The organism is Providencia sp. 6390, assembly GCF_058148425.1.
This window is the reverse complement of the sequence record NZ_JBYVYL010000001.1, coordinates 656,665-683,220: the sequence shown is the minus strand read 5'-3', so window position 1 is coordinate 683,220 and position 26,556 is coordinate 656,665. Positions and strand designations below refer to the sequence as shown.

The following is a 26,556-nucleotide window of genomic DNA, read 5'->3' as shown; positions in this document are numbered from 1 at the left end:
GATCGCACAATGGTAGATACAACAAACCCAACAGCGAAAAAGCTAACTCAAAGTGATGTCCGCGCTGTCTTCTTACGTTCTAACCTGTTGCAAGGTTCTTGGAACTTCGAACGTATGCAAGCTCTCGGTTTCTGTTATTCGATGGTACCGGTGATCCGTCGCCTTTATCCAGAAAATAATGACGACCGTAAACAAGCGATTAAGCGTCACCTCGAATTCTTCAACACCCATCCCTACGTCGCAGCTCCTGTATTAGGCGTAACAATGGCGATGGAAGAACAACGTGCAAACGGTGCCGACATCGACGATGGTGCAATTAACGGTATCAAAGTCGGTCTAATGGGACCATTAGCGGGTGTTGGTGATCCTATTTTCTGGGGTACTGTGCGTCCCGTGTTTGCTGCTCTCGGCGCAGGTATTGCAATGACAGGTAGCCTGCTGGGCCCTATCCTGTTCTTTGTACTGTTTAACCTTGTTCGCTTATTAACGCTCTATTATGGCGTTTCTTACGGTTATAAAAAAGGTGTCGATATTGTTCAAGATATCGGCGGTGGCTTCCTGCAAAAATTAACTGAAGGTGCATCAATACTCGGTTTATTTGTTATGGGGGCCTTGGTGAATAAATGGACCCACGTTGATATTCCTGTCATCGTTTCGAGTATCGAGAATCCAGCCACAAAAGTGATGGAAATCAAAACGGTTCAAGATATTTTAAATGACTTGATGCCTGGTTTGGTGCCTTTATTGCTGACCTTTGCATGTATGTGGCTGCTTCGCCGTAAAGTTAACCCACTGTGGATCATTATTGGCTTCTTTGGCCTTGGTATCCTTGGTGCTTGGTTGAAGTTCTTAGCGCCGTAATGAATTGTAATTAATTGAAATGGGAGGTTGCAGCCTCCCATTTTTACTTTTAAGCTCTCTAGCATTGTTTACTTAGCCAAGGGCACTCAAAATGACCTTAAATGATTCCATACTGGCCATTATTATTTTATTGATGCTGCTGTATGCAATTTATGATGAATTTATCCAGAACCTGCTCAAAGGAAAAACACTTTTAAAAGTTAATCTCAAGCGTAAACACCGTGCCGATGCTATTATTTTTATTGTGTTAATCTGTATTGTCATTTACACCAACATTTCTCGACATGGCAGTATGTTAACCACTTATTTATTGATGGTTACTATTTTGATGTCAGTATATTTAGCTTTTATTCGCACACCAAAATTATTTTTTAAACAAAAAGGATTTTATTTCGCCAATACATTTATATTATTCGACAGAATTAAAACAATGAATTTATCTGAAGATGGTATTTTAATCGTTGGTTTAGAGCATAAAAAAATCCACATTCAAGTTTCTCAACTTGATGATTTGCAAAGAATATACGAATTTTTTATCAATCATAAATAATTGTTAAATATATTCACATTAATATTGAGGTTAATTGACGTTTAAATTAACCTCAATTTTTAAATTATTGAAAATGACAATTATTATCAACAAAAATTAATAGCCACATTAAATTAAGTGTTGTCTTTAAAATAAATTGTGATATCTTTCGAACCACGTCATTGGGGAGTAGCCTGTTCTGGAAGTATATCCAGAATGTCCGTGTCAACATACTCGTTTGCATTTTAAACGTGGTACGGACGCCATCTTGGTTGGCAAGACCATAGACACATGAATAAGCCTTTTGGTTGGGGGTAATTCATGTGTATATGGATGCACCCAACCGAGGTTTATGTTATGAGTTTTTACGCCACTCTAATTTTAGCACTTGCTCTTTCTATGGATGCATTTGCTGTCGCTATCTGCAAAGGTGCAGTACTGCACAAACCCCGCTTTAAAGAGATCCTCCGCACTGGTTTTATCTTTGGTTTTATCGAAGCAATAACACCGATTATTGGTTGGGCAATTGGCATTTTAGCAAGCCAATATGTTATTCGTTGGGATCACTGGATCGCTTTCGCCTTACTGTTTGTTTTAGGCTCTCGCATGATTTGGCAAGGTATCAAAGCAAAAAAAGAAGATGAATGCTGCGCTCCTGCATCCCGTAATAGTTCTATGAGCTTAGTGCTTTCAGCTATCGCCACTAGCCTTGATGCAATGGCTATTGGCCTTGGTTTAGCTTTTTTACAAGTTGATATCGTGCATACCGCTATGACCATAGGTTTAATGACAATGATTATGGCAACTATCGGTATGATGATTGGCCGTTATGTTGGCCCCCTACTTGGCAAAAAAGCAGAAATTGTTGGTGGTGCTGTACTGATTGGTATTGGTTTTAATATTTTATTTGAACATCTCGAACTGTTTATGTATAGCGCATAATGAATAGATTGTCGGCTCCTGTATTTATTGCAGGAGCCTATTTATTATTATTCAATTAATTCATATACGCGGATCATAAAGTCAGCAGTATAATCTTGAACCTCTGATTGTTTTAATGCCTGTTTAACTTCTTCACTCGCTCGCCAAGCAAAAGGCGTCATTTGTAATAATTCAAATGCTTCTTGACCTGTTAATGACATTACATAATTTAAATTAAGTTCATCTAACAATTTAAATTGAGGTAATAGCTCTTCTTTTAGAGGATGTAATTTGACTTCACTATAGATAAGTTGTTTTAGTTCTTGTAGATGTTTAGGTGCAGGAGTCACCGTCACTAAAATCCCGCTATTTTGCAACACTCTAGCCAACTCTTCTGCCTTACATGGGGCATAAATACGCACAATCGCACTAATGCTACGCTCAGAAAAAGGCAATCGATGACTTGAAGCCACACAAAAGTTAACGGATGGATAGCGCTTTGCGGCATAACGAATAGCTGCTTTTGAAACATCTAATCCATAAACAATGGGTAAAAAATTCGGTTTTGCAAGCTGCCGCATAAAGTAATCAGTGTAGTAACCTTCGCCGCAGCCTATATCTAACAATGAGCCGTTCTGCTCAGGAAAATATTGGCTCAGCCTATCTGCAACTAATTGACGCATTTGGTCATAATGACCCGCATTTAAAAATTGCCGACGCGATTGCATCATTTCAGCGCTATCACCCGGATCTTTAGAACGTTTGTGTTGAACAGGCAATAAGTTAACATAACCTTCTTTTGCACAATCAAACTGATGATTATTTGTGCATTTCAAACTCTGGTTGTGTTGTATTAAGGGATGAAAACATAGAGGGCATTGGTAGTTCATAAATGATATATCGTTATAAATAATATTGAGTATACCATAGAGATGCAGCGCCACGGGCAATATATTTCCCATGGCACTGATACGTGTGACAAGCTCTAACGCAGCTAAGCGTTATGCTTTAGAGGACTCGGCTGATGTTTTCTTTTCGAGCGTAGTATGCGCTTTCGTTTTACCTGCTGAATGTACTTTACTACTTTTTTGTGTTTTCACAGTTGGAGCCGCTTGCTCACTTTTTACTGTGCTTGCTGCTAATGCCGAACCAGAAATAGCTAATGACAATACAGTTGCGATTGCTAAAAACTTTTTCATTCTAAGTACCTTCAGATTTATTTAAGCAAGGATGTTCTTGCAACACTAATAAATCATATTTAATGAATACTTCACAATAGGACAAATTTAAAGTTTTATAAATTTTTTATAGGTTATTTATGGATAAGTATTTATTCACTTTGTTGATGGTTCATTTACTTTTTTAACATACAACATTAATAAATATTAAATGAAGCACTCTTCTCTCACTTTTCACCTTCTATGGGTGACTTATTTATGACATTATTTTAATTTTCATGGAGAGAAAACAATGAAACGTTTATTTTTAATCTTTATCATTATCCCGCTGTTAGGATTTTCTAATTTTAACATTGAAAATCAAAACCTTGAACAAAAAGAAGGCTTAGACACATTTCTAAACAAGATGCAATATTCGGCCTATTCACCTGTAATTCCATATAATAAAACCAGATTTGAAGCAGAATTCATTGACAGTCAAAATAAATTCAAAAATACATTTTTGTTCGGTATAAAACCGACCAAAACATTTAATGCTGGTGAATTTTTACAAACATTAACAGCTATCACAGTATTTAATGCAGAAGCAGAAAAAAGTAACAAATGGAACAATAGTGAGCATAAAGATAAAGAGCTAAAATTTAGATTAAACAGTGATCTGCCCTGCTGCTTTTATTAACGGGTATGATTAAAATAAAAAACCTGCCATTAATGACACTTTAATTGGCAGGTTCTATAAAAATAACCACTATACTCGTCATACTTCAAGTTGCAGCGCTTTTTGTTGAGGTAGATGTGACTACGCTCACTCGCACCAGTCACCTACTTATGTAGGCTCATAGTGACTCATTCGCTTGTCGCCTAGCTGCACCTCGAATTATTTAGAGTATACAAATTAATGAGTTGTTTTATTTAATTGATTGTTAATTGCATTAAACATTAAAGATGCTTCAAGTGGCTGGCCATCTTCTGCTGGATGAGCAACAGGCCATGTGGACCATTGGACAATCACTAATTGTTCCTTTGGGTTTACAACGATGATTTGTCCAAAGATCCCCAATGCCCATAATGTATTGTGACTATCTAAGCCTTGTTTAGGCTCTATATTATGCATTTTTTGTGGAACACTATTATTCCACCATTCAAAGCCATATATTCCTTCAGGATAGCTTGGGTTGACTGAATTTTTTGCCTGTACCCAATTTTTTGACTCACTAAGCCAGTTAGACGGTAGCGTTTGTTTACCGTCCGCTAACACACCATTTTCTGCAAAAAATAACCCAAACTTCCCCCAATCCTCAAGGGTTGCATTAAAACCATGCGCGCCAGTGTTATGCTTACCCAGCTCATAGCTTTGCCATACACCATCACTTGTCATGCCATATGGCTGCCAAATTTTAGTTTCCAAATATTTAGCCAGAGAAGTTCCTGTCGCTTTTTCTAGAGTATCCCCTAGCAACCATGCTCCACCTGAATTATATCGCCATACTTCTCCCGGTTTTGCATAAGATTGACGTATTGGATCAACAACCAATTTTTGCACACAGGAATATATCTGCGGGTTAGCTTCGCATTCAGTCATCTTAGCAAAATCAGAGTTAAGATTTTCATAATCCTCCCCCCATTCCACGCCCGATGTATGCTGCAATAATTGTTTTATGGTCACATTTTCCCATGCTGTTCCTTTGACACTTGGATTATATTTGACAATAGCATCGTCTAACGAAGTAATTTTACCTTCTTGTAATGCAATTCCAACCAGTGTAGAAACAACCGATTTACCCACAGAGCGCGAGGTCCATAATGTTTCTGCCGTATTCCCTTTACCGTAGTACTCAAATACTATCTTTCCTTTTTTAATTACCATTAAGGCAACAACATCATTACGCTTAATATAGTCGTCTAATTTGTAAGTCATACCTTTTATTTGATAAGTTACATTCTCTAAGTTTTGAATTTCTCTAACCAATGATTTCGGACTAGTAGCATGAAATACATCACCTGGGTAAGAGCGATAATCATTGCGAAAACCCAATAGGCGCTCTTGCTGATCCCAAGTCAACATATCTTTGACATTGGGATATGAGCTATCTATAGGCTGAGGACACTTAGCCAGTGCAGGTACATTACATTCATTGCTAACTTGATTTGCATAACTTGTTATTGATGTAAAAACTAAAGCCGAAAGCAAACATAAACTTGTTCTATATTTTTTCATGGATTGACCTTTTATGATGATAACAACCTGCTATTTTTTTATTGTCAAAACTATATTAACGTTAGTTTTTAATAGCGCTATCGACCAAAAAGATGAGGTATTTCTTCAATCCAATATTTCTATCACTAAGAAATTAGTTTTATTGCCTATTCGTAGAATATAAATTGTTTTTAACCTAATAATTTGGTTTGATAATTCAATAAATTCATCATTATTGAGGGTATTGAATGAGAATTAGATTAGCCACTGAGGCGGAAGCTGAATATCTTTGGTTTATTCGTAATCAAGCCATTCGCGTAGGCTGCCAACAAAGCTTTGATGCAAAGGTGATCGCTGCATGGACTCCAGATCACATGCCTGAAAACTATCGTTTGATGGTCAGAGACAATCCATTCTTTGTTGCTGTAAATGAGCACAATGAAGCTATCGCTACAGGTTTCTTAAACCTAAAAGAAAATAGTGTCGATGCTATTTTTACTTTACCTGAATATATGGGTTATGGTGCTGCGGGTTTAATTATGGAAGCAATTAAGAAAGAAGCGCTACACCGTAATATTAAACAATTAACGTTAGAGTCTACGCCTAATGCAGAGGTTTTTTATCAGAAGCATGGCTTTATATCACAAGGTCAAGGCAACTACTATTCAGCATTAGCAGGTGCTTATTTACCTTCTATTAAGATGACCATATCCCTCTAGCTAAAATTAATTAAACTTTACATTTTTAAACTTTAAATTAATGCGTCAATATTTATTATTTAGTTATAAAATATATCTATCATTTTGAATTGCATGTTAGTTTCCTTTCTGATTTGATAATAATCACCCTCAATAAAAAAGAGTTAAAATAATGAAAGTAAGGCTTGCTGTAATATCAGAAGCAGAAAGACTTTGGTTTATAAGAAATCAAGCAATTCGAGTTGGTTGCCAAGAAAGTTATGGTAAAGACATTATTAAAGCATGGACACCCGATATAATGCCGGATTTTTATCGTGAAAATATAGTTGAAAACCCTTCATTTGTTGCGGTAAATGATAATGATGAACCAATTGCTACAGGCTTATTCAATGTCAAAAAAAGTATGTTTGATATTATTTTCACTTTACCTGAATATTTTAAAACTGGTGCTAGTAGCCTGATCATAAACACGCTAAAGCAAGAAGCTAAAAGACGTAATGTTGAACAGATAATGATAAAAGCACTGTTGAATGCTGAAACATTTTATCATCGACATGGTTTCGTCTCGATAGGCCATGTTAACCATTATTCAGTGCTTGTTGGTAAAGATATCCCTTGTATGGGTATGGTGTTATCATTATAACTTGAGCATATACAATCGTCATACTTCGAGTTGCAGCGCTTTACGTTGAGGTATAGGACGACACTCACTCGCGCCAGTCACATACCTTTAGCGACTCATTCACTTGTCGCCTATCTGCAACTCGAAATATTTAGAGTATAAGCCGTTCAGTCTCTCGTACACTGAACGACAATATTTAATTAAAAATGATCAAATTCAGGTATTGGCTTACGTCCATGCGATTCTAAAAAGTCCAATACTCGGCGAGGTGAAACATTTAAAATTTGTTCTTGAGGGAAAGCGATCGACTTTAACATTTCAACGACTTTATCAAAATTCCCTAAATAACCTGCATAATGAGAATCAGAACCCAGTGAGACCCAGCCTCCTGCTTTTTTAACTGCCTTAGCAATGGCTAAACAATTCGACTCACTACCAACTCTAGAATGTAAAAATGATGAATTATTCATTTCTAGTGCGACATTATTTTCTTTTGCCGCTTGAGCAACCGCCGTAATATCAATTGGATATTTAGGATTACCTGGATGAGTAATAATTTGCACTTTACCACTACGGATAGTCGCAATCATCGCTTCAGTATTATCGGCTAAACTTTGGGGTGCTAATACAGGCTCATGAAACCCAGCTAAAATAATGTCTAACTGACGATCCATTTTATCATTACAATCAATTTCGCCCTGTTGGTTTTTAATATTTGCTTCGATTCCATACAACAAGCCCACACCATTAACAATACGCGGTAAGATTGGCATATTGGCAAAATGCCACTGATGAGGAGCATCTTCCATATCAGGGCCATGATCAGTAATCGCAAACAGCTTCATTCCTTTATTTGCCGCTTCTAAAAAATAGTCACTAAAGGTACTGTAAGCATGAGTGCTGGCAATAGTATGTGCATGCAAATCAACTAAATACATAGAATAACCCTTATAATTATAGCGAAAACCATACTACTATAAAAACATAATGTGATTGTTCAAATTAACACAATAACTATAGTGATTCGATGGTTATCTGTGCTTACTCTTTTACTTAACTATATAATTAATGTTCCAAAATAATTACACTAAAGTACTTTTTGGCTCACAAAGTTCCTTTTTAGTAACATTCAAAGCAATAGTTTGACGTAACACAGGTAAAGTTCCATAATGGTACCATTAGATGGTATTATTCATTTTAAAGTTACCATTTGGGAGCATTACATGAACACCAAATTCAGCGCAAGCGCGATTGCAGAAGAGCTCGGTGAACGCTTAAAACAAGCGAGATTAAACCAAAATCTAACTCAGTCAGAAATTGCTGAGTTTGCTGGAGTTGCTCGAAAAACAGTCATCAATGCTGAAAAAGGTAAAGCACAACTCGATATTTTTATAGCCATCATGCAAGCGTTAAATCTCACCGAGCAATTAGATTTGTTTCTCCCTAAACAAACCATATCTCCTATACAACTGGCAAAACTACAAGGAAAAAAGCGCCAGCGCGCATCAAAGCAACATAGAGAAAATGAAGAGGAGACAATTGAATGGTAATGGAAGTCATTAACGTTAATTATCAAGATCAAATGATCGGCGCAGTAAGCTTTGATTCAGATAAAGGGTTTGGTGCCTTTGAATACGAACCGAACTTTGTTAAACAAGGTATTGAGCTCTCGCCACTAAAAATGCCTTTATCTAACCAAATATTTCGTTTTCCTGAATTAGAATATAACACTTTTAAAGGACTTTCTGGTCTCATTGCTGATTCACTTCCTGATGATTTCGGTAATGCAGTATTGAATGCATGGGTCGCAAATAGAGGGTTATCACCGCAAGATATCACTCCACTCCAAAGGCTACAATATACAGGTAAACGCGGTATGGGAGCCCTAGAATATTCTCCCGCAACTAAAATGCGTCATCTCAATGCATCGCAACAAGTAGAAATCCAATCTTTAGTTGCGATTGCCCAAGAGATACTGGACTCACGAGAGCATTTTTCTGTCGAGCTTGAGCATGATGGTCAAGGGACACGCGAAGCGATGCTATCACTACTTTCCGTCGGTATGAGCGCCGGTGGTGCTCGCCCCAAAGCCGTCTTAGCATTTAATAAAGATTTGACTCAAGTGAGATCGGGGCAAGCAGCCGTTCCTGATGGTTTTACACATTATTTAATGAAATTTGATGGTGTCAGTGAACACAACAAAAGCCAAGAAACCTTTGGTGATCCAATGGGCTATGGTGCCATGGAATTTGTCTACCATTTAATGGCGGTGAGTTGTGATATTGATATGATGCCTTGCCAGTTATTACATGAAGGCCCAAGACGCCATTTTATTACCCAACGCTTTGACCGCATTGGCAATAAAAAAATTCATATTCAAACACTCAATGGATTGGCACACGTAGATTATAAAAAGCCAGGTTCATTTTCTTATGCAGAGCTGTTTGGTATCGCTCGCCAATTAAAATTATCTGCACAAGATGCGTTACAAATTTTACGGCGGATGGCATTCAATATTATCGCGCGAAATCACGATGACCACTCAAAGAATTTTGCGTTTATGCTTCAAGGTAATAAATGGGTTTTAGCCCCTGCTTACGATCTTGCCTATAGCTATAAACCGGGGAGTAAATGGGTAAATAGCCATTGGATGAGCCTAAATGGCAAACGAGACAATTTCTCTCGAGATGATTTTTATAGCCTAGAAAAACTCAGTCCGCTGTTTACTAAAAAGAAAATTAATCAAGTCATTGATGAAACAATAGAAAACGTTTCAAAATGGCCAGCACTGGCCAAGGAATGGGAAGTGCCTAAGGCATTAATTGAAGAGATAAATGGGAATTTGAGGTTACATATATAACTTATTAAACCTTGATTAATAATCAAAGATTTAATGCATCCTTCACCTGAGTATTTTCAAAGGCTGGCTCAAGCGCTTTGATATCTTTTGCAGTCATTCCTAGCTCAGAAGCAAGAGAACGCCATCTACCACTAATGATTTCAGCCATAAAAAAAAGCCCATTTTTACATGGGCTTAGATAGTTATTTTGCTAGCCAGTGTCAGCTAATTCTTATTGGGGGATTATTCCCACTCAATTGTTTACACCGAGCGCAACTTATTGATTTATATAAAACGGAATTAACCTAGTGGGTTATGATACCGTCACCAATACCGTCATAATGAAAAGTGAACAATATTTGTACAATAATCTATCGGTACGATTCGAGTAATTTTTCTTTTGCTGCTAACTCTGTAATACATAAATTAAGGGAGCTTGTGTTTTCATCGGCGCGTTTAGACTCACGCCCATAGACTTCAAGTGTGCTTCGTAGTTGTCGAGAAAGTTCACTGATCTTTGCTCTCTCAGTTCGGCAGGTATTGGCGTTAATGGTACCATCAGTTTTTGTTTCCGTGGCATTGGCTTCGTACTGCACGCTGTCAAAGTGATTAAGAACACGCTCAAGCAGAGCGTCTGTACGCATCGTAGCACGTTCTTTCTGTTCATTGTATATCACCACCCTATTTTGTTGTTCTTCGTCTGCCTGATTGCGCTGGTCTATGTTAAACGCTAGGTCTTTCTCATCTTCCTGCTGACCAGCAATTTGTTTTGTCATTTGCTGGTTATCAGAAAAAATGCCGCTAGTCATAAAACCAGCGGCAAATGAGACAGCCAAAGCGATTAAAGCTGTAATCACTTTATTCATGGCATCACCTAGATCAGTGCAAATGCGCGTTCAAATACATCATCAACGTACGGCTGCTGACCATTTTCAACATGAACAATAGCTTTAGCCATTTTAATTGATGTCGCTTTATCATGAAGATTTAAGCACTCATGACGATCAAAGCCTGTATCTTTGCATACCCGATTGATGTAATTTTCTGTGTGATTATTATCTGATGACGGCGCCCAGCGCTCTATGATTTCCTCAATTGTATCAATCTTGTCACAGCCAATATTGGGTTTTCCTTTCTGTTTGCCGTATGTTTGTAATAGCTTCATCAGCGCTCTTACTCCGTAATACACATTAATGAATGTACAAAACTTATCGTCTTTTTGCTCTGATGCTAGCCCCTGCCATTTAGATGCTCCGTGGCGAATATTGCCCGGATTATTATTGCGTATCCCTCTCGCGCCTGAAACAATATCAGCTTTAAAGATATTTTGTTTATCTGACATAGACATTGAAATCACCTCACTTTTTAAAAAACCACATAACATTACCGCGCTTATAAAGCATCGATATACAAAGAAATATGTTCGCTATTAGTAGCTGAGTGCTTGATTGATACTTAGGATCTAAGTAGGCATAGACAGGAATTGAGATTGTGTAACCAAGAAATAGCCATGCAATCCAGCTACCGAACCTGCTGTAATGTTTGTCTTTTCTTTCAAAAAGAATCACTCGAAGGAACATGACAAAGCAAACAATCGCATTAACTATTAACACTGCTTTATCGTATGTCATGGCTGTTACCTCCTTTCGGAATATCAGCTTTCTTGTAGAGCTTAATACTGAGTTTTACAGAGAGAAGTGAAGCAACAAATGCGCCCATAGAATCAAGGCTATCGATGTTATAAGCATCGGCTCTAACACCGACAAGACTTGTCATTGAAACAAAGATAGTTGCGAATGGACTAAAAAATAAAAGCCCAGCCGCGAAGCTGAGCATTGCAAACAGGAAGCGAATTGCGAAAGGAAATTCTGTTGCTGCTGTAGTGAAGTAAATAGCGCCTAGAATAGCCCCCATGACAACCTCAGGGGGCAATCCAGAAAAGTAGCTCGCGAATGATGCAAAGCTTAAAGTAGTTACTGCTGCTGCATTTTCATTCATGTGTAGCACCATGGTTGAGAAATGACAATGATACTACAGCATAAAAAGATAAACAAAAAACCATATATTATTTCAAATCACTACACCCAATTGTATTCCCAGATCATCTCATTTTTTGTCACAATTTCGGCACAGCTCGTCACAGTGATGCTGCCTACGTGCTATACTACATCAGGGTAATTATCAGCAGTCGACCTTATTACAACCCCACCTGCATTTCTAATCTTGCTGTTACTGATGCTGTATATTACTGGCAGAAGGACTCTACCTCCGCTCACATACCCAAGCCAAACTCCATCACCGCCAGATTCTGTTATTTCTCGGATATTTAATTGCCCATTTTCGTGATTAATGAAGCCTATCGCACCAGTTGCATTTTTAACATTGCGTAAGGATAATGAAACGGATGTATATAAAGAGAAATTTCTCACTGCTGGCAAGCGGCTCGTACCGTCTAATGACATTGTCAGATCAATATTTGATTCTGTGTTTTGTATATTAACAACTGCCGTTTCGCTAGAAGATGCTGCTGTTGCGTCTTTTACTACAAAGTTCAATGTTAATTTAGCGCCTAATTTTCCAGCAAAAGATGTGCCGTTGTCTGTGAGTAATCCATAATTGACACTAATAACTTTTCCTGAGATCTCGCCATAAGCGCCGCCTCCTTTAGGATTAAATCCTATAGCTCTTACTGTCGTTCTTATTGTTGACGACTCACCTAGACCATTAATTGTCACGCCATCAATATTTACATAGTTTTCTTTTGTTCCAAAATAGATAGGGAATGCATAACATGCTTTACTCTTAAAGCCAGCAAGCGACACTGTGTTTGTTGTTAACTGGCCTGACTGAGCGCCCCACGCGGGGATGAAGTTACCAAATGAAATATCAGAGTGTTTATTGAAGAACCCTTTGATGTTAGAGCCGTTACTTAGGCATGAGCTAAACGCAACCCCGTGTACATTATGCTCTGTAAGTATATCTCTGTATCTGTGATCTGTAAGAGACTCAAACTGAATACCAACACCGCCCGTCACGACGTTATCACTATTAACATACGAGTAATAACTACCAGACGCCCACAAATCAGATGTTTCAATAGAGTCAATCGATGTAAACAACATCATTGCGCCAGCATAACTATAAAATCTATCCGAACCTGATAAGTTAGGGTTACAAAAAGCAACTTTGAAGCCATTGTATTTATGCATTTCTCCGGACATATACGATGCTATAAAATGTGCATTCCCTTTGTATTCACTGTCAGTAAACACCAGTAATGATAAACCGCTGCCTTTTCCCTGCATGCCGCTTCCATTGGTTTTATAACGAACCATAGTCCCGTCTATCCGTTCTTGATAGCCAAACTGAATAGGTCTGTCACATCGATAACACCCATTAGCTAGCACAACATTGGAGTACGGAAACTCTGACCAGAGGTCATTGCCGTTAGGATTAACAAAGTCACCAATCGCTGCTCTAAATGATTTTAATATTGCATGAGAGCTATCCTGAACTGTTAGAATATCAAGTATATTTTCAGTTGTTTTCGCGCCAAACCACTCGGGTTTTACTTCGTGATTAGTAAATTTAACGGACGTTTTCGCCTTTGGATCGGCATAAAAATCATCTTCTGTTTCAAATACGTGATATAGCCCAGCGTTAAATTCACTGTTAAGCTTCAGAGTTGCATTTTTATCTACTTTGATGACTGCACCAAATGGAACTTCCACCGGAATGTCTATAGTGATGTTTTTCTCAATATAATATTCCCCGTTTACAAACCTCAAGGGTTGCTTCGCTGCCTTTAATTTTTCAATAGCATCAATCAAAGCATCTACACACCCAGTGCCAGCCCCACCTTTTATATTAAAGCTAGATGTAGTTAAATACTCGGATAATCTATCTTTTAGTGTTTGATTGTTGCCAATACCAACTAATGAGCCATCACCTTTTTCCAATTGATTTAACACATCAACTGCACTACCACTGGCAGGCGCAACAACAATGGGCTTACCATCTTTATCAAACGTAAGCACATTACCAGCGCGATCACTCGCTTTTGGTAATGCCGCAATATCCATATCATCAACACGCAATAAGCGCTTTTCACGTTTCAGTATCGTGCCGTTAACGCCTTCAATTTCATCTTTCAACGTACCTAAATCAACCGCATCACTATCGCTCTTCGGCTTGCCAAGGTTAGCAATACGATAGCCTTTAGCATCGAACCAGTTAGCTAATATATTTGGTCGCCTTAAATACAGTGTTCCGAGGCTTCCCCATATGCGCTGTAGCAACATAGTCAATTTATCAAATGCATCTTCATGCGATTCAGCAAAGAAGCTACCTTGATTTTTAAATGAGGTTTCCTGCGTTGTTGGCATGCTGCGGGCGATACTAATTTTGTTGCCGTTGGCTAATGGAGTATTTAAAATTACCTTTCCACCAGCCGATTTTTTTACACCCGTCACCCTGTAATCAGTATTTAAACGCAACGATACAACGTTATCCCCTTCCGCATCAGATGTAATAACGCTTAAGTGCGCTGCATCAAACACCCTAAATTTATAATCAAAATCGGTTGTTACACCGTTTCCTGTATATTCGTTACTGCTGATTTCTGTTGAAACAGTCATGGCTATTCTCCACCTTGTCGACTTTGGTGTATGATAGCGATTAAAATCCATTTACGGAATATTGTTTACTTTTAAATCATGAGAGATAAACAATGAAGATAGCTTTCCGGTTACTGTATAAACTCCTTTAATCTCATAGGTATTTAATATGAAAGATGTAATTAATTTCTCAGCACCAGAAAACTACGCGGAAAAAGTAAATACAGAAGCAGGAATCAAGGAGTTAATGAGTAAGTCAAACATAGAAGAATTACTAAGAAAGCTAGACGATGAAGGTTATGATGTGAGCGCCGCATTGATTGAATTAACAGCAATAATGAACTACATAAATCTAAATTTGAAGGTTAAAGAAAACATTAAAACCCACATTGAATTTATAGTCGAAGAGTTAAAAAAATAACCATATAAGAATAATTAAAGCACCTATGCGGAGGTGCTTTTTTGTTTTTATCTTAGTGTTTCCATGGTTCCTGATGAATAAAGAAAATCGTTTACTATCTCCTTGTATTCTCCTATTTCTTTTATTGCCTTTCCATCAGGAGACACTAATACATACGTATCATATGACCCACCACCATTTTTGTATTTATGCTGATTCACAACAATGAATCCAGCATATTTCCCGTTTTGAATAACATAAAGAGAGTTTCCGCTAGTTACAAATACAATGTCATCAATAGTGACCGGTATGTTTTTTAATACATTTATAACTTGCTCCCAGCTCACCTTATGAATAGCGTTAGATGTTGCCCAAGCACTTGTCATAAAATAAATAGTATCATCACCATTAAAAGTAGAAACATTTCTGATGTTATCAATGTTTTTTTCTAAATCTTTATTAGGCATTTCACCAACTATTTTTATGACTCCATCAGGAGTGCCCAATATCAATGATGTACCTGTTAATGATTTTGAAGTGAATAAAACCATTTTTTCATTAACAATACTAAAGCTGCTAATATCCAACCTACTTTTAGCTGCCATGACTTCAGGGTAATTTATGTTATCTAAACATAAATTAGCGCCGCTGACATGAAAACCTTTTTTGTCTGAAATTGAGCAACTAGAAGCAAAAACCGAGCTAGCCACAAACAGACATGAAACCAAAGACACAACCTTTATTAATTTCATATAACCCTACTTCAACTGTTCTTCTACTTGATTAAGCAACGGTGATAAATAGAAAAGGTTCTGGAACGGCAATAGTTTCCTTACCGATCTAACCTCTCTATCATCAAACTCACCATTCATAACACCTGCAGTAATATTTTGAATGTCACCACCGAGATCAAACGTTGGTCCTAATAAAGCGCCTATACCGTTACGACTTTGGTAGCGCGATGCTGGTGGGCCACCAAACATAGCACTCATCCCATATGACCCGCCGCTTAGGTTTTCTAATAGATTATTAGGCTCACCTAGCCATCCCATCATGCCTGACCAGTCTAAACCTTCTTTAACAAGGTTAGCAGGTTCAGCGTTAATTTCACGCCCTGACATCATTGATTTTAATACATAGACCAATGAGCCCAATGATATTTGTAATAATGCACCGTAGTAGAATGAAGCATCACCTGATTGGATGCCAGACACTAGCGCACGATTATGAGTACCAAAGAAGAAAGTTTTAAACTGCATCACAATCTTTCCTAGTTCGCTACTCATCATTAATGGGGTATCGCCAATGCCTGGTGTGATAACTGTAGTTCTCACATCTTTCAATACCGCTGCTTGGAAGGTTTCACGAACTACACGATCATCCCATAAGTGGCTATGCCCTGTTAACATACCGTCTAGGTCTTCACCATGCTTCGCATATTGTTGAGCAACACGCTCTAACATATTTTTATCAATACCAATGTGCGCCAGCTTTTTAATCTCTTTACTACTTAATGCATTTCCAGCAGCAACATCTTGAGCGGCTCTGAGTATCTTCGATTGTGTTACAACGCCAGTCCACATTTTCATTGTGTCTGTATATTGGTTCATTAACGTAAAATTACCAAACTTCTGTGAAGACCATTCTAAACCACGTTCGATAAACGTGCGGCGGCTGTATGGATCATTAAGGTCGGAAATGACTTTTGATCGGCTAGATAATGCATACTCAAGGCCAATGCCCATCTCGCGCAAATCAGCCTTGGCAATTTTCATGGCACTAATATCAGTCATCATCTTACCTAGCGGCTTTAATGCGCTACGTAGTCCATGTTGCATAATAGGTCTAGCCATATCTGGCAATGAAGAGATTGCCATTCCACCAAGTAAGCGTAAAAAATTTACATGACGTGCTATGCGACCGGCTCTAACAAAGAAGCTAGAAGGATCTTTAGGTGCGCCATAGGTACCTAGTAACCTATCACGCATAGCGCGAATATCGCGTAAGTCTGCATCCCTTCTAGCTTCTAATTTACTACGTTCTTTCGCGGTTTTAGCATCAGCAATTAATTTACTGTAGTCTTCAGTAATTGCTTTAATAGGACCATCCATGTCAACACGACCAAACTGGGCTGTAAGCTCTATCTCTGGTGCAACTTGGCGAATATAGTTTTCCATTACGTAATTAACATCTGACTCTAAAAAGTCTTTAATACGTTCATCTGGAATATTTAACGTACGTGATTTGGTGAAACCTGCACGCTTAGTTAAACCGTCAGGGATCAGCTCACTTGGTACAATGCCTGAAGGTGCACCAATGATCTTATTGATGATATCATCTGCTGCTGCCTCAACCTCTTCACGCGCTAAGGGTTCCATTCTACGCAATGCTGCATGGCGGCGATTGTCATAACGAGTTAGTGAATTAGCTTTACGTGTAAGTTGCCTATGCTCATTTCTAAACTGGCGTGGCTTATCCAATATGTCTAATGATCGTTGATAAGAGGCCAGCTTATTTTCAGCCTCTTCAATACGTATGAGTTTACGTTCTAATTGTTCAAGCTTCTTCGTCGGTTTTTTTGCTTTGCGCTTTTCAATTTCTGCTGAAACCGTTTCTTTTTCTGCAATTAATTTTCTACTCTTTTCAATTTCATCCATTAAAAGTTGTTTTTTACCAGACCAACGTTCAGCCTCTTTTATTTCAGCGTTCAACTTTTCTGCTTGTGGCGCGGATGCTCTGGCCTGTTCTATTCCGGCGTCTGCTTTAGCTAGACTAGATTCAGCTTTATACACTGTTCTCTGGTTCATTTCCTGCAACCAGTCAGCAATGATTGTTTTAAATTCATTGCGGTCATTAAGTATTTTGTCGAACTTATAAATGCGAGGAAAATAACTCTCTGCCGTTGATACAGTTACACCATCACGCAAGATACCAAGTTCAACCATGCGATCCTTAGTTTTCTCAACAATAGGTCTAATGGCTCTTGCTGCTTCTGCGACTTCGGGTATTGTATGGCGATCGCCATTACGCATGGCATCACCCACTTGTTCACTAAATTCGTATAAGCCTAATCTGCTGCCGTCACGCTCCTTAGCATTTTTACGATAGGTTTTATAAAAGTCTTTGGTTGATTCAACTTGTTTATAAACAAGCGTTTCATAGCCTCTCACTTTAGTTTCTACCGCAGTAAATGAGGCAATGCCCTCTTCATTTTTTGCAAAGGTAAAATTGTTCTCTGCGAGCTGCTGATTGATTTGGCGCGCTGTTTTTGATGGTGACTGAGCCACGCGTCCAACTGGACTAACATTCATTGTTCTATTAATAAATGATGGGCCCTTCAATGTTTCCTGCTCTAACGTTGTATCAGGCACTTCCATTGCCCCAACGCTAGTATTTTCAGGAGCATTTTGTTGTACAACTTGTTGTTCTCCAAGCACATCATTTTTTAGCTTACCTACTATCTGGCCTCTGTTTTTTACTAACTGAGCTGCTGAACCAAGTAAACCGCCTAACATGGCATCAAACGTTACGTTTAACGCGCTTTCTTCTAGCGTTCTTGTTTCTTGTGTTGCTGATAAGGCTAGTTCTGAGATAACACCACCCGCGGCATTAGACAGCGCAAATTTAGCAGAGGCTTCAAGTAGGCTTCCACCTCTGGCAATAGTGCCAGCAGGGATCATCATTGCTGCAACATTAATCGGGTCAATGACGCCCATCGCTATACTAGATATAAGGCCAGCACCACCTGATTCAGATAGTAACTGTTTATCTTGAATTTGCTGATTAATGCGTTGTTTTATCGCAGAAGTTTCTTCAGGTGACTTTGAGTGAATAAATGAGTCGGCATAGTCTTCATAACCGAATAAAGTACGCTCATCATCAAATGGGTTGTAATCTTCCTGATCTTCAAACTGATTAAAAGGCATAGTAGCAATCAAGCTACCAACTGAGTTGTCTATACGAAACGCTGCATCACGTAAGTTTTTAACGCCTGCCTTATCACTGAATGGATTTATAGCATCAAGCATACCAACTTCATTTGATCCGCCATACTGTGGATCTGGCTGTTTAATTGTTCCTACTTCAGCACCCATAACATCATTAGGGTTCATTTCATAAATAGGCATGGCTATTCCCTCCCTAACATGGTGTTAAGTGTATTGCTGAAACCATAATCAATCGCTTCAGGCTTGGCGCTACCTTCTAATATCTCACGCTCTTTTTTTGCTTCTTGGTATGTTTTTTGCCGCTTATCCATAACTTCACGATACATCGGTGAAGATGCTTGATCAGGTTTGAAGCGTGAAGGCATTCCGTTATCACCAAGGAATGGTGTAAAGACTGGGATCTTATCGCTACCGGTTTGCTTTAGCATGATGGCGTAACTGTAGTCCCTAGAAGTTATTGCATCAGGTACTAGCACAAATTCAGCATCATCAGGCATGCCGCCGAACACTTTAGATTTAAGTTGCTTTTGCTCTTCTCGCCATTGGCCTATTATCCAGTTACCGGACCCGCTTTCATTTGTGCCGAAAACTGCCTCAGGTGCATAACGCATAACTTCATCTTTACCATTGATTGACGTAATACCCCATGTTTTCTTTACCTGTACATCCGTCATTTTTTTAGCTAAATCAGGATCCCCACCAGTACTGGCAAAGTTTGCATCATAAAGCGTTTGGTAATCTCGCATATATTCACGATTGCTAACGCTTGGTTTGGTGATGTTTGGTGATGAGAATCCTCCAAAGGCAAAGAAACCATTGATATTGCCTTGTGCGGCTTTCTCTCTTTCTTTGCTGTATTTCTTATCGCGCATCTGTTCAGCAATAATCGCTTTGGTTCTATCGTTCTGCTCATATGTTAGGTTGTATGCAATATCAATAGCTTTCTCACTATCCATACCTGATCGCGTTAAATCATATATTTTCCCATAGTAAGCCATAGCATCAGTGGAAATACCGTTAATTGCTGACGGATTATTATCAAATATCTGCCCATACATTTTAGCCATTGGAATGACTAATTCAGGGTTTTTAGATGTAGAACCAGTAACCAGTTTCGATTTGACTTGAGAAGGGATGATACCCGTGCGACTAGAAACCTCTGCAACAGCATTTAAGCTGCTTTCATCGCGTATGTTGAATGATGGTTCAATATTATTTTCAAAATAGTTGTCTGCTGCATCCTGATTGCTTTTGTCATTAGGGTCTAGCGGAAAGTTGTTTTGAATAGACAGCTGCAGGCGATTAGCGGAGAACACTTTGTCTTGTGCCTTAATGTTATTATCAACAAACTTACCGAACTTCTCCCAGCGCTGCATTTTACTTGCGTAATTACTTTCTGAAGGATCAGGCATGATATCATTTAACAATGATCGCTGGGCTTGCGGAGTCATATCTTTAGCCGCTGATATTAAACCAGCGTAGCGTTTCGCCTCTCGCATATCAGCTATCATTGCTATACCTTTGTCATAACCAAAAGCAGAAATAATTGTTTTTTCAGATGGTGCATTAGGTGCATCAAGTCCGTTTTCCCATGCAGCATAAGAATCAGAGATGGTGGTACCAAGTTCTGTTTGTAATTGCTGCTGGCGCTGCTTGTCCATTTGCTCAGCTTGCTTTAAATACTTTGCTTGGTCTGATTCATCTAGTGCATCGAAAGCTGCTGATCCAGTCAAACGCTTTGGTGATTGAGGTGAATTAGGCAGGTTAACTAATCCGAGTGCAGCCTGAATCCCGCTAGTAACATCATCGTTTGATATTTTACTTGCTTCAGCCTTTCCATTCTCTTTGATCATTATTGCCATTGTTAAGCGTGTTAATGTATTTAAATCAGTCAAGTCAAGAGAGGTATCACTACTAACGCCTAAGTAGTTAGATACGAATTTAACATACTCACCAGTATCGTTATTATCTTCAGGTGGTGCCCAGCGTGTAATGATCTGCTCAGGCGTAACATAGCCTTGTCGTGCATATGACAATAAGTTTTTACCTGTTGCCCTAACTCCGTGAGCAGGTGTGGCGAACGTAACAAAAGAACCATCATTACCCGTTTGTCCTACCCATACATCTTTCGATTTTCTAATGTTGCCGGGATTATTGTTTCGAATACCACGAGAGCCGCCAGCATTAACAGATCCTTCAGTGTTGCGATATACACTTCCATTATCTGAAGGCTCGCCATTCTGCTGCATAAATGACATATAGTCAGAGCCTATTTGATTCTCAATGGCTCTCTTAGCCGTAGCCGTTTTAAACTCCTGTTTCTTAGCAAGTATTTGTTCATCGCTCCAACCGTGTGAATACCCAAACTCTTCTATTTGTTGAAACACTTGTTTATTTGCAGATACATAAGCACCATTATCACCATACAACGAAGCTGCTGATTCCGCATTTACAGATAGCGTTGCTTGAAATTGGTCTTGCTCGTAAGCTTTTATTTGCCCCATTTCATGTCTGTTTGCCTGAGAGCTAAACTGTAAACGCATTTCTTGAGCTTGCTGTACGAACATGCTTTTTATTGCATCGTCCTGTAAACCGCTAGCAATTTCACCAGCCGACTGATCAAAAGCTTGCTCAAACTCTGCGCCTTTCCCTATCGCATTACGCCCTTGCATAGCCAGTAGTCCATTGCGCGGATTGTTCATCAATTCATTTGCTTTTTGTCTAAGTTGCAGTGATGCATCTTGTGCCATGGCTACATTGGCTCTCTGCTTAGCTTCTGCGAAAACGCCAGTGTATTTCTCCGCAACCTGACCAAAACCAGCGCCGAAATGCTCAGGGCTAGATTGAACGCTAAAGCCATTGTTGGGTAGAGGTGATGAACTAACCTGTTGTTCTTTGTAAGTTGGTACTGTTGGCATATATCCCCCCTTAGAATACAAAACGGTTGGTGCCGCTTTTCTTTGCAATATCGAATAGGTTGTTACTAGAACCGCCACCGCTCGCCGCTTTAGAAGCACCAGAGAACGGATCCCATGTACCACCAGCCAATTGATATGCGCCGTACGCTTTAATCGGTGCCGTTAATAGCGTTGTTGCTGCGCCGAAATTACCTTCACGGCGTGACATTTTAGCTTGCAGCCTATCATTTGCTGCCTGCATGCGTAGCCCGTAAGCTTCGCGCTGTGCGTTATTAACCAGTGTTAAAGCGTCTAGCTCACCCATTGCCGCGGTATCGCCGAACATATCAATGGCACCCGCTGAACTTAAGTCAAGGCCACTCGCAGACATTGCCGCCGCTTGTGATCCTGCTAGTTGCCGTGTGCGTGAACGCTGTTTCTCTGCTTCTGCATTACCACGATTGATTGAATCATTCGCCGCCTGCTCATTCTGACGTGCGTTTTGATTGGCTACGTCAGCATTAAACTTACCTGATTGATATTGGCTATATGCTTGCATACCTGCTGATGCCAAAATTCCTGTTGCTAAAATTGCGGGTCCACACATTATTTAGCCCTCATCATCGTAAACTTATGGAATGGATAGTTAAGCGCACCAATAGGTTGTGCGTCTTCTAATGTGAACCCTAACCAATGTAGCCATGCTTTAGCAATGTGGTTACGCTCATCAACGTAATTAATCAGCTCTGGATAGATATGTAGCATTAGCCCAACAAATGGCCTACAACGGCGTAGAAATGCCTTCTGGTGCTTCTCTAAAATATCTGAGCCAACTAACCATGGAATACCAATGCCGCCAATAATGGACGCAGGCGAAACACCAAAAATAGCCGCTACCTCACCATTGAAAATAGCCGCCCATGATTTTGTAGATAGGTTAATGCCTGAGGCTAAAACCTCCTCAGGTGTTGATAGGTCCAATGCATAGAATTCATCAATATCGGCTTGCCTAACATGTGGTAACAATGCCTGTGCGTGCTCTAATGTTGCAGGTACGATTTGAACAATGCTTTTTGCCATATTAGAAACCTCCAACATCTAAGCGCGGTATAACCGCTAAGATAGATAGAGGTAACGGATCAGACTGTCTGACATATACGCGCCCGTTTTTACTCCACTGAGAGTCTAAGTTAACTTCAACGATGCCAGTAGCGTCATCGACAGGGTTATCATAGAACTCAAATTCACGCTGTGGATATTCGTACAAATGCTCTTTTTCAGTACCAGCCCATATACCGCGGCTTGAATTAACGATGAGGCTTGCTACCTTAATCAGTTTCTTTTTGTCGAGTAGCGTTTCTTGTCCATTGACATGTATATCAAGCGTTTCCATTTCACTAACGTACGGGATCCCAACGTGCACAACCACACTAGGATCATCAAGTATGATAGCTCCATCACTAACAATACCTTGTGGTGCAACGTTAGCATCTGCAAGAATGCTAACTGTTTTTCCTTCGATATGGCCTAAGCCTTCAAACCTGAATCGCGCAAAGCCCCACTCGCTTAATGGCTTATCCTGTAGCAATTCAGGAACATCACGATTAGGCATTACGATAACTTTGTTAGCGTTGATCACGCTTTCAATATTGCAACGCAATGTTTTGTGTTCGTTATCTTCAAAATAAGGAATGTGTATAGCATTGTTGATATCTGTGCTTTTAAATAACGCATCAGTTGAAGTGAGTGTTATATCGCCTTCATACGTCCAGTTATCAGTTGTTGTTAAGCGAACAGTACTGTTTGCATCACTATTTCTGCCGTCATAACTGAGGCCTGAATCAACAAAGAAAGCGTCCTCTGTTCTGGTAAACAAACGGCTACTTAATCGCTCTATATAACGCACAGTGCCACCGCCAACTTTACGGCATACAATAAAATAAACCGCATCTTCATTGCCTTCACTGATGCTGCAGGTTGATTCAAACTGACCATCTGTTTCCTGTGGCGACCACGCAAACACTTGCTGCTCTCTTAAATAAGTCAGAGTCAGTAACTTACCATCATCACGAATACACCAAGCTATTGAGTAAGGAACAATACTAAACGCCCAGTCAATTAGCTGGTGGCGCTGGAATAAGTGATTAGCCATTATTGTTAAGTCAGTGCCTTGGTACCCATCAACATCGAATGAATAGGCCAGATCACGCACTGCGCTACCTTTTTCTTGAATGTACAAAGCAATATTAGCAACGGCAATAGGTGGAACATCGCTACAGCCATTGGCACCCTGTGAAGAAAAAGAGAAGCTGCTAGGCGTTAATACTTTGTTCTGATCCCCTGTGATTTGATACTCACCGCCAGACGTTAAGGCCACCAGTGAGCCCACATCAATCAAGTGACGAATTTCATTAACTTGTCTGCCTGCATAGGTGTAAACAATGCGATCATCATCTTGAATCGGGTTATTTTTACCAAAGTCTTTATAGTCCCCACTACGACTAGCCCAAATCGTTTGAGGATAAGCACGAGAGCCAGCAAAGAATAAACGCTGCTGATAATACATAACGGTGCTAGGGTAGCCGTCAGCATCGTTCCAAGCAGAGCGCCCCCATTTGTACGTAGCGTTTTCCGCACCAACGGCGTTGGATGGTATGTAAGAAATAACTTTTCCTGTTGCAGCTAAGCCATCAGAACTAACAGAATCGATTCTTACAATACCGAAACCACTATGAAGATACTCCCACTGAATACCCGCATCACCGCCCCAACCATCCCAGCTCATTCCCTCTGTATGTGATGGCCTCAACGTTCCGCTTTTACCTGCACTATTTGCGCGATAGTAATTTGCGCCAGCACGACGCTGATCATTAACGTTAGTTGTTTTCTCTGTTTCCCACACCGGAACCGCATCAACTGCTTGCTGCTCAATATAGATTTGCTTACCTACAAACTCTGAACCAAAAATATTATGAGTTGCTGTTAACGTTACATCGCCAGTGCTTGCGCTTACGTAAACTTTTCGCTCTTTGTCAGTGTTAATATCTTCAAATGGACCATTGCGAGTTTCAACAGGAACCAATCGCCAATCGTCATGATCATAACGCTGTAGCTCCATAGGTGGATAATCAGTGTGAACGATGGTCATTACGTCTGCTGATTGCGTGAACTTCAAATTAAACAAGTCGGATTCTTTGTATGGTGTTGCTAGTTCGAATACCTCGCCTTTATGATCACCATCGGCATAAAGCACTTGCCCACCATCTTTGATTACGCGCATGTACTTATCCCCCATTTCAATGGCGTAAGTTTGTACTGTGCTGAACTGGAAGGGGATCAGGCGGCATTTCTTGTTAGGGTATTTTGCCGCTGCAATAAACTTAGTGCCTGGTCTATTTTCAATGCCGCCGTACTGCCTAACGATAAAGTTTTTACTTTTACGTAAGGCTGTTGAGTACTTAGCCAAGTCGATGCGACCATACAAGCTAGGGGCTATTTCACCGCCGCTGAAACTCGGTTGAATAATGCTATAGGCCATTACGATAACCTCGCTTCTGTGAATGGATCCATGTAGTCGTTAGGCTCTGCCGACTCATCAAGAGAATGCGCACCAGCGTTAGCAATTGCTATTGTGTACATTTGGAACGCTTCATTGCCAATGCCAGCATTAGAAGCTAATGGGCGAGCTAGTTCACCAGCTAAACGCCACGCGAGCGCATCAATGAATAGCGAGTCGAACATATTTACATCAGTGATTGCTGCAACATAGTGAAGCCATGCTTGCGGTTGATCACAGTAAATAAGTTTCCCAGTCCCGTTTTCATCAGAGCCCACTAAAAAATTGATTGCATTATGTGGTTGAGGGTATTTCTGGCCAGATTGGACAATGGCAATTGCTTTTAAACAGTCAGTCGGGTAGCTATAGGCAAACTTCCAGTCTGGTGGCGGGTTGTTTGTATCACCTAATGCAACGCGCTTGCTTGCAAAGTTCCACGGAAAATCAGATAGCACAGCGTCACGACAATGATTAAAGTGAAGGCTGCACTGAGCCGCTTCTTTGCTAGCTTCAGTCATGCTATTTATAAACCGGCTGTTACCTATGCGGCTTAATGCCATGTTGCAGATTTCGATTTCTGAGGCCATTACTCACCTCCATCGAATAAAACATCTGCCGCTGATTTGGTGTCACCTGAACCCAAGGCAAGATCTGTTATCTGCAAATCAACCGATGTTGTTTTTTTACCTTCTCGTTCATCAGTACGTTTAGATTTGACTTTGGCGATACCAGACAACTCAATAGACTCACCGACATCAGGAATACTCACACCTAGCTTTTCCAATGTCTCATTATCAAGATAAAGCGTTAGCCCATATGGGTATTCATCGCGGGTTTCACTTTCACCCTTAGCATTCTCAAAAGTTTCAGTGCTAATTTTTAAGTTAACCATTTTCATTGTCTGTATCTCCAAAAGAAAAAGGGGCTTCCGCCCCTTTTGTGCGAAAGTTAAATCGCTAATTCTTTACGTCTTTCATCTATCGCAGTGCGCATTTTATCTGCGCCCATGTTGTGGTGAGGTGCCTTACCAAATAATTGCGTGTACTGCTCACGCAAATATTCAAGGCTGGATTCAACCGTATCGCCTGATCCACTAATAGCAGCATTGATTACAACCTCACTAGTATCACTATTAGCCCCATCAGCCACAGTGCTAATATCAGATTTAGCATCATCACCAATCAACTTTAAGTTGCTGCCAGCAACACCGCTGTATTCAACCTCTTCACCAACTTCAAGTAGACGACCAGCGATAAATGATTTTTTCAAAACTTTATATCGTGACATGTCACACC

28 protein-coding genes and 1 riboswitch are annotated in these 26,556 nt (G+C 39.7%); of the genes, 9 read left to right on the top strand and 19 right to left on the bottom strand.

Features of this window, described 5'->3' with window-relative positions; translation table 11 throughout:
• Positions 1–9: 9 nt before the first annotated feature.
• The 3 genes from AC3Z9T_RS03335 (at position 10) to mntP (ending at position 2,332) form a co-directional block, all read left to right on the top strand.
• A complete protein-coding gene (locus AC3Z9T_RS03335) occupies positions 10–861 on the top strand; it encodes a PTS mannose transporter subunit IID (protein ID WP_490124777.1) in 852 nt (283 codons plus the stop codon).
• Between the two features lie 91 nt (positions 862–952).
• Positions 953–1,411, top strand: a complete 459-nt coding sequence (locus AC3Z9T_RS03330; protein WP_490124776.1) for a DUF986 family protein — start codon at positions 953–955, stop codon at positions 1,409–1,411.
• A gap of 151 nt (positions 1,412–1,562) precedes the next feature.
• A riboswitch (yybP-ykoY riboswitch) is annotated at positions 1,563–1,741 on the top strand.
• A 6-nt stretch (positions 1,742–1,747) separates the two neighbouring features.
• Positions 1,748–2,332, top strand: a complete 585-nt coding sequence (gene mntP / locus AC3Z9T_RS03325; protein WP_490124775.1) for a manganese efflux pump MntP — start codon at positions 1,748–1,750, stop codon at positions 2,330–2,332.
• A 47-nt stretch (positions 2,333–2,379) separates the two neighbouring features.
• On the opposite strand, the gene rlmA is transcribed toward mntP, so the two are convergent.
• Together rlmA and AC3Z9T_RS03315 are read right to left on the bottom strand one after the other, a co-directional pair.
• Positions 2,380–3,201 (bottom strand): 23S rRNA (guanine(745)-N(1))-methyltransferase, encoded by an 822-nt coding sequence (gene rlmA, locus AC3Z9T_RS03320; protein WP_490124774.1) that lies wholly within the window; start codon positions 3,199–3,201, stop codon positions 2,380–2,382.
• Between the two features lie 111 nt (positions 3,202–3,312).
• Positions 3,313–3,510, bottom strand: coding sequence for a hypothetical protein (locus AC3Z9T_RS03315; RefSeq protein WP_490124773.1), 198 nt, complete (start codon positions 3,508–3,510; stop codon positions 3,313–3,315).
• A 271-nt stretch (positions 3,511–3,781) separates the two neighbouring features.
• On the opposite strand from AC3Z9T_RS03315, the gene AC3Z9T_RS03310 reads away from it, so the two are divergent.
• Positions 3,782–4,168 carry a hypothetical protein gene (locus AC3Z9T_RS03310; RefSeq protein WP_490124772.1) on the top strand — a complete coding sequence of 129 codons (387 nt, stop codon included), beginning with the start codon at positions 3,782–3,784 and terminating at the stop codon, positions 4,166–4,168.
• Between the two features lie 216 nt (positions 4,169–4,384).
• Here AC3Z9T_RS03310 and AC3Z9T_RS03305 read toward each other — a convergent pair whose 3' ends face one another.
• Positions 4,385–5,707 carry a serine hydrolase domain-containing protein gene (locus AC3Z9T_RS03305; protein WP_490124771.1) on the bottom strand — a complete coding sequence of 441 codons (1,323 nt, stop codon included), beginning with the start codon at positions 5,705–5,707 and terminating at the stop codon, positions 4,385–4,387.
• 227 nt (positions 5,708–5,934) lie between these two features.
• On the opposite strand from AC3Z9T_RS03305, the gene AC3Z9T_RS03300 reads away from it, so the two are divergent.
• Complete coding sequence (locus AC3Z9T_RS03300; protein ID WP_490124770.1) at positions 5,935–6,405, top strand: GNAT family N-acetyltransferase; 471 nt, start codon at positions 5,935–5,937, stop codon at positions 6,403–6,405.
• A 151-nt stretch (positions 6,406–6,556) separates the two neighbouring features.
• On the top strand, positions 6,557–7,027 hold the full coding sequence (locus tag AC3Z9T_RS03295; protein ID WP_490124769.1) for a GNAT family N-acetyltransferase: 471 nt from the start codon (positions 6,557–6,559) through the stop codon (positions 7,025–7,027).
• Positions 7,028–7,206: 179 nt separating this feature from the next.
• Here the strand turns inward: AC3Z9T_RS03295 and AC3Z9T_RS03290 are convergent, their stop codons facing one another.
• Positions 7,207–7,944: a phosphatase gene (locus tag AC3Z9T_RS03290; protein ID WP_490124768.1), complete on the bottom strand. Its 738-nt coding sequence runs from the start codon at positions 7,942–7,944 to the stop codon at positions 7,207–7,209.
• Positions 7,945–8,229: 285 nt separating this feature from the next.
• Between AC3Z9T_RS03290 and AC3Z9T_RS03285 the strand changes: the two genes are divergently transcribed.
• Complete coding sequence (locus tag AC3Z9T_RS03285) at positions 8,230–8,556, top strand: helix-turn-helix transcriptional regulator (RefSeq protein WP_490124767.1); 327 nt, start codon at positions 8,230–8,232, stop codon at positions 8,554–8,556.
• On the top strand, positions 8,550–9,866 hold the full coding sequence (locus AC3Z9T_RS03280; RefSeq protein WP_490124766.1) for a type II toxin-antitoxin system HipA family toxin: 1,317 nt from the start codon (positions 8,550–8,552) through the stop codon (positions 9,864–9,866). The genes AC3Z9T_RS03285 and AC3Z9T_RS03280 overlap by 7 nt, the downstream gene beginning before the upstream one ends.
• A gap of 22 nt (positions 9,867–9,888) precedes the next feature.
• Here AC3Z9T_RS03280 and AC3Z9T_RS03275 read toward each other — a convergent pair whose 3' ends face one another.
• The 6 genes from AC3Z9T_RS03275 to AC3Z9T_RS03250 form a co-directional block, all read right to left on the bottom strand.
• Positions 9,889–10,014, bottom strand: a complete 126-nt coding sequence (locus AC3Z9T_RS03275) for a hypothetical protein (protein WP_490124765.1) — start codon at positions 10,012–10,014, stop codon at positions 9,889–9,891.
• Between the two features lie 202 nt (positions 10,015–10,216).
• Positions 10,217–10,711 carry a hypothetical protein gene (locus AC3Z9T_RS03270; protein WP_490124764.1) on the bottom strand — a complete coding sequence of 165 codons (495 nt, stop codon included), beginning with the start codon at positions 10,709–10,711 and terminating at the stop codon, positions 10,217–10,219.
• 8 nt (positions 10,712–10,719) lie between these two features.
• Entirely contained in the window at positions 10,720–11,193 is a 474-nt protein-coding gene (locus AC3Z9T_RS03265; protein WP_490124763.1) for a structural protein, read from the bottom strand.
• A gap of 10 nt (positions 11,194–11,203) precedes the next feature.
• Positions 11,204–11,476 carry a phage holin family protein gene (locus AC3Z9T_RS03260; RefSeq protein ID WP_490124762.1) on the bottom strand — a complete coding sequence of 91 codons (273 nt, stop codon included), beginning with the start codon at positions 11,474–11,476 and terminating at the stop codon, positions 11,204–11,206.
• Complete coding sequence (locus AC3Z9T_RS03255) at positions 11,463–11,843, bottom strand: putative holin (RefSeq protein WP_490124761.1); 381 nt, start codon at positions 11,841–11,843, stop codon at positions 11,463–11,465. The genes AC3Z9T_RS03260 and AC3Z9T_RS03255 overlap by 14 nt, the downstream gene beginning before the upstream one ends.
• Before the next feature lie 161 nt (positions 11,844–12,004).
• Entirely contained in the window at positions 12,005–14,482 is a 2,478-nt protein-coding gene (locus AC3Z9T_RS03250; protein ID WP_490124760.1) for a hypothetical protein, read from the bottom strand.
• Between the two features lie 148 nt (positions 14,483–14,630).
• Here AC3Z9T_RS03250 and AC3Z9T_RS03245 point away from each other — a divergent pair, with 148 nt between their 5' ends.
• Positions 14,631–14,882, top strand: a complete 252-nt coding sequence (locus AC3Z9T_RS03245; RefSeq protein WP_490124759.1) for a hypothetical protein — start codon at positions 14,631–14,633, stop codon at positions 14,880–14,882.
• Positions 14,883–14,929: 47 nt separating this feature from the next.
• Here the strand turns inward: AC3Z9T_RS03245 and AC3Z9T_RS03240 are convergent, their stop codons facing one another.
• The 9 genes from AC3Z9T_RS03240 to AC3Z9T_RS03200 are packed head-to-tail and all read right to left on the bottom strand — an operon-like array spanning position 14,930 to position 26,548.
• Positions 14,930–15,613 carry a hypothetical protein gene (locus tag AC3Z9T_RS03240; protein ID WP_490124758.1) on the bottom strand — a complete coding sequence of 228 codons (684 nt, stop codon included), beginning with the start codon at positions 15,611–15,613 and terminating at the stop codon, positions 14,930–14,932.
• Positions 15,614–15,619: 6 nt separating this feature from the next.
• Positions 15,620–18,988 (bottom strand): hypothetical protein, encoded by a 3,369-nt coding sequence (locus AC3Z9T_RS03235; RefSeq protein WP_490124757.1) that lies wholly within the window; start codon positions 18,986–18,988, stop codon positions 15,620–15,622.
• Between the two features lie 2 nt (positions 18,989–18,990).
• Positions 18,991–21,726, bottom strand: coding sequence for a hypothetical protein (locus AC3Z9T_RS03230; protein ID WP_490124756.1), 2,736 nt, complete (start codon positions 21,724–21,726; stop codon positions 18,991–18,993).
• 10 nt (positions 21,727–21,736) lie between these two features.
• Positions 21,737–22,312 carry a hypothetical protein gene (locus AC3Z9T_RS03225; RefSeq protein WP_490124755.1) on the bottom strand — a complete coding sequence of 192 codons (576 nt, stop codon included), beginning with the start codon at positions 22,310–22,312 and terminating at the stop codon, positions 21,737–21,739.
• Complete coding sequence (locus tag AC3Z9T_RS03220; RefSeq protein WP_490124754.1) at positions 22,312–22,803, bottom strand: hypothetical protein; 492 nt, start codon at positions 22,801–22,803, stop codon at positions 22,312–22,314. The genes AC3Z9T_RS03225 and AC3Z9T_RS03220 overlap by 1 nt, the downstream gene beginning before the upstream one ends.
• On the bottom strand, positions 22,787–25,243 hold the full coding sequence (locus AC3Z9T_RS03215; RefSeq protein WP_490124753.1) for a phage tail protein: 2,457 nt from the start codon (positions 25,241–25,243) through the stop codon (positions 22,787–22,789). The genes AC3Z9T_RS03220 and AC3Z9T_RS03215 overlap by 17 nt, the downstream gene beginning before the upstream one ends.
• Positions 25,243–25,848 (bottom strand): phage connector family protein, encoded by a 606-nt coding sequence (locus AC3Z9T_RS03210; protein WP_490124752.1) that lies wholly within the window; start codon positions 25,846–25,848, stop codon positions 25,243–25,245. Before AC3Z9T_RS03210 ends, AC3Z9T_RS03215 begins: the two co-directional genes overlap by 1 nt.
• Entirely contained in the window at positions 25,848–26,159 is a 312-nt protein-coding gene (gene gp10 / locus AC3Z9T_RS03205) for a capsid staple protein (RefSeq protein ID WP_490124751.1), read from the bottom strand. The genes AC3Z9T_RS03210 and gp10 overlap by 1 nt, the downstream gene beginning before the upstream one ends.
• Positions 26,160–26,209: 50 nt before the next feature.
• Positions 26,210–26,548, bottom strand: a complete 339-nt coding sequence (locus tag AC3Z9T_RS03200; RefSeq protein ID WP_490124750.1) for a hypothetical protein — start codon at positions 26,546–26,548, stop codon at positions 26,210–26,212.
• Between the last annotated feature and the right edge of the window lie 8 nt (positions 26,549–26,556).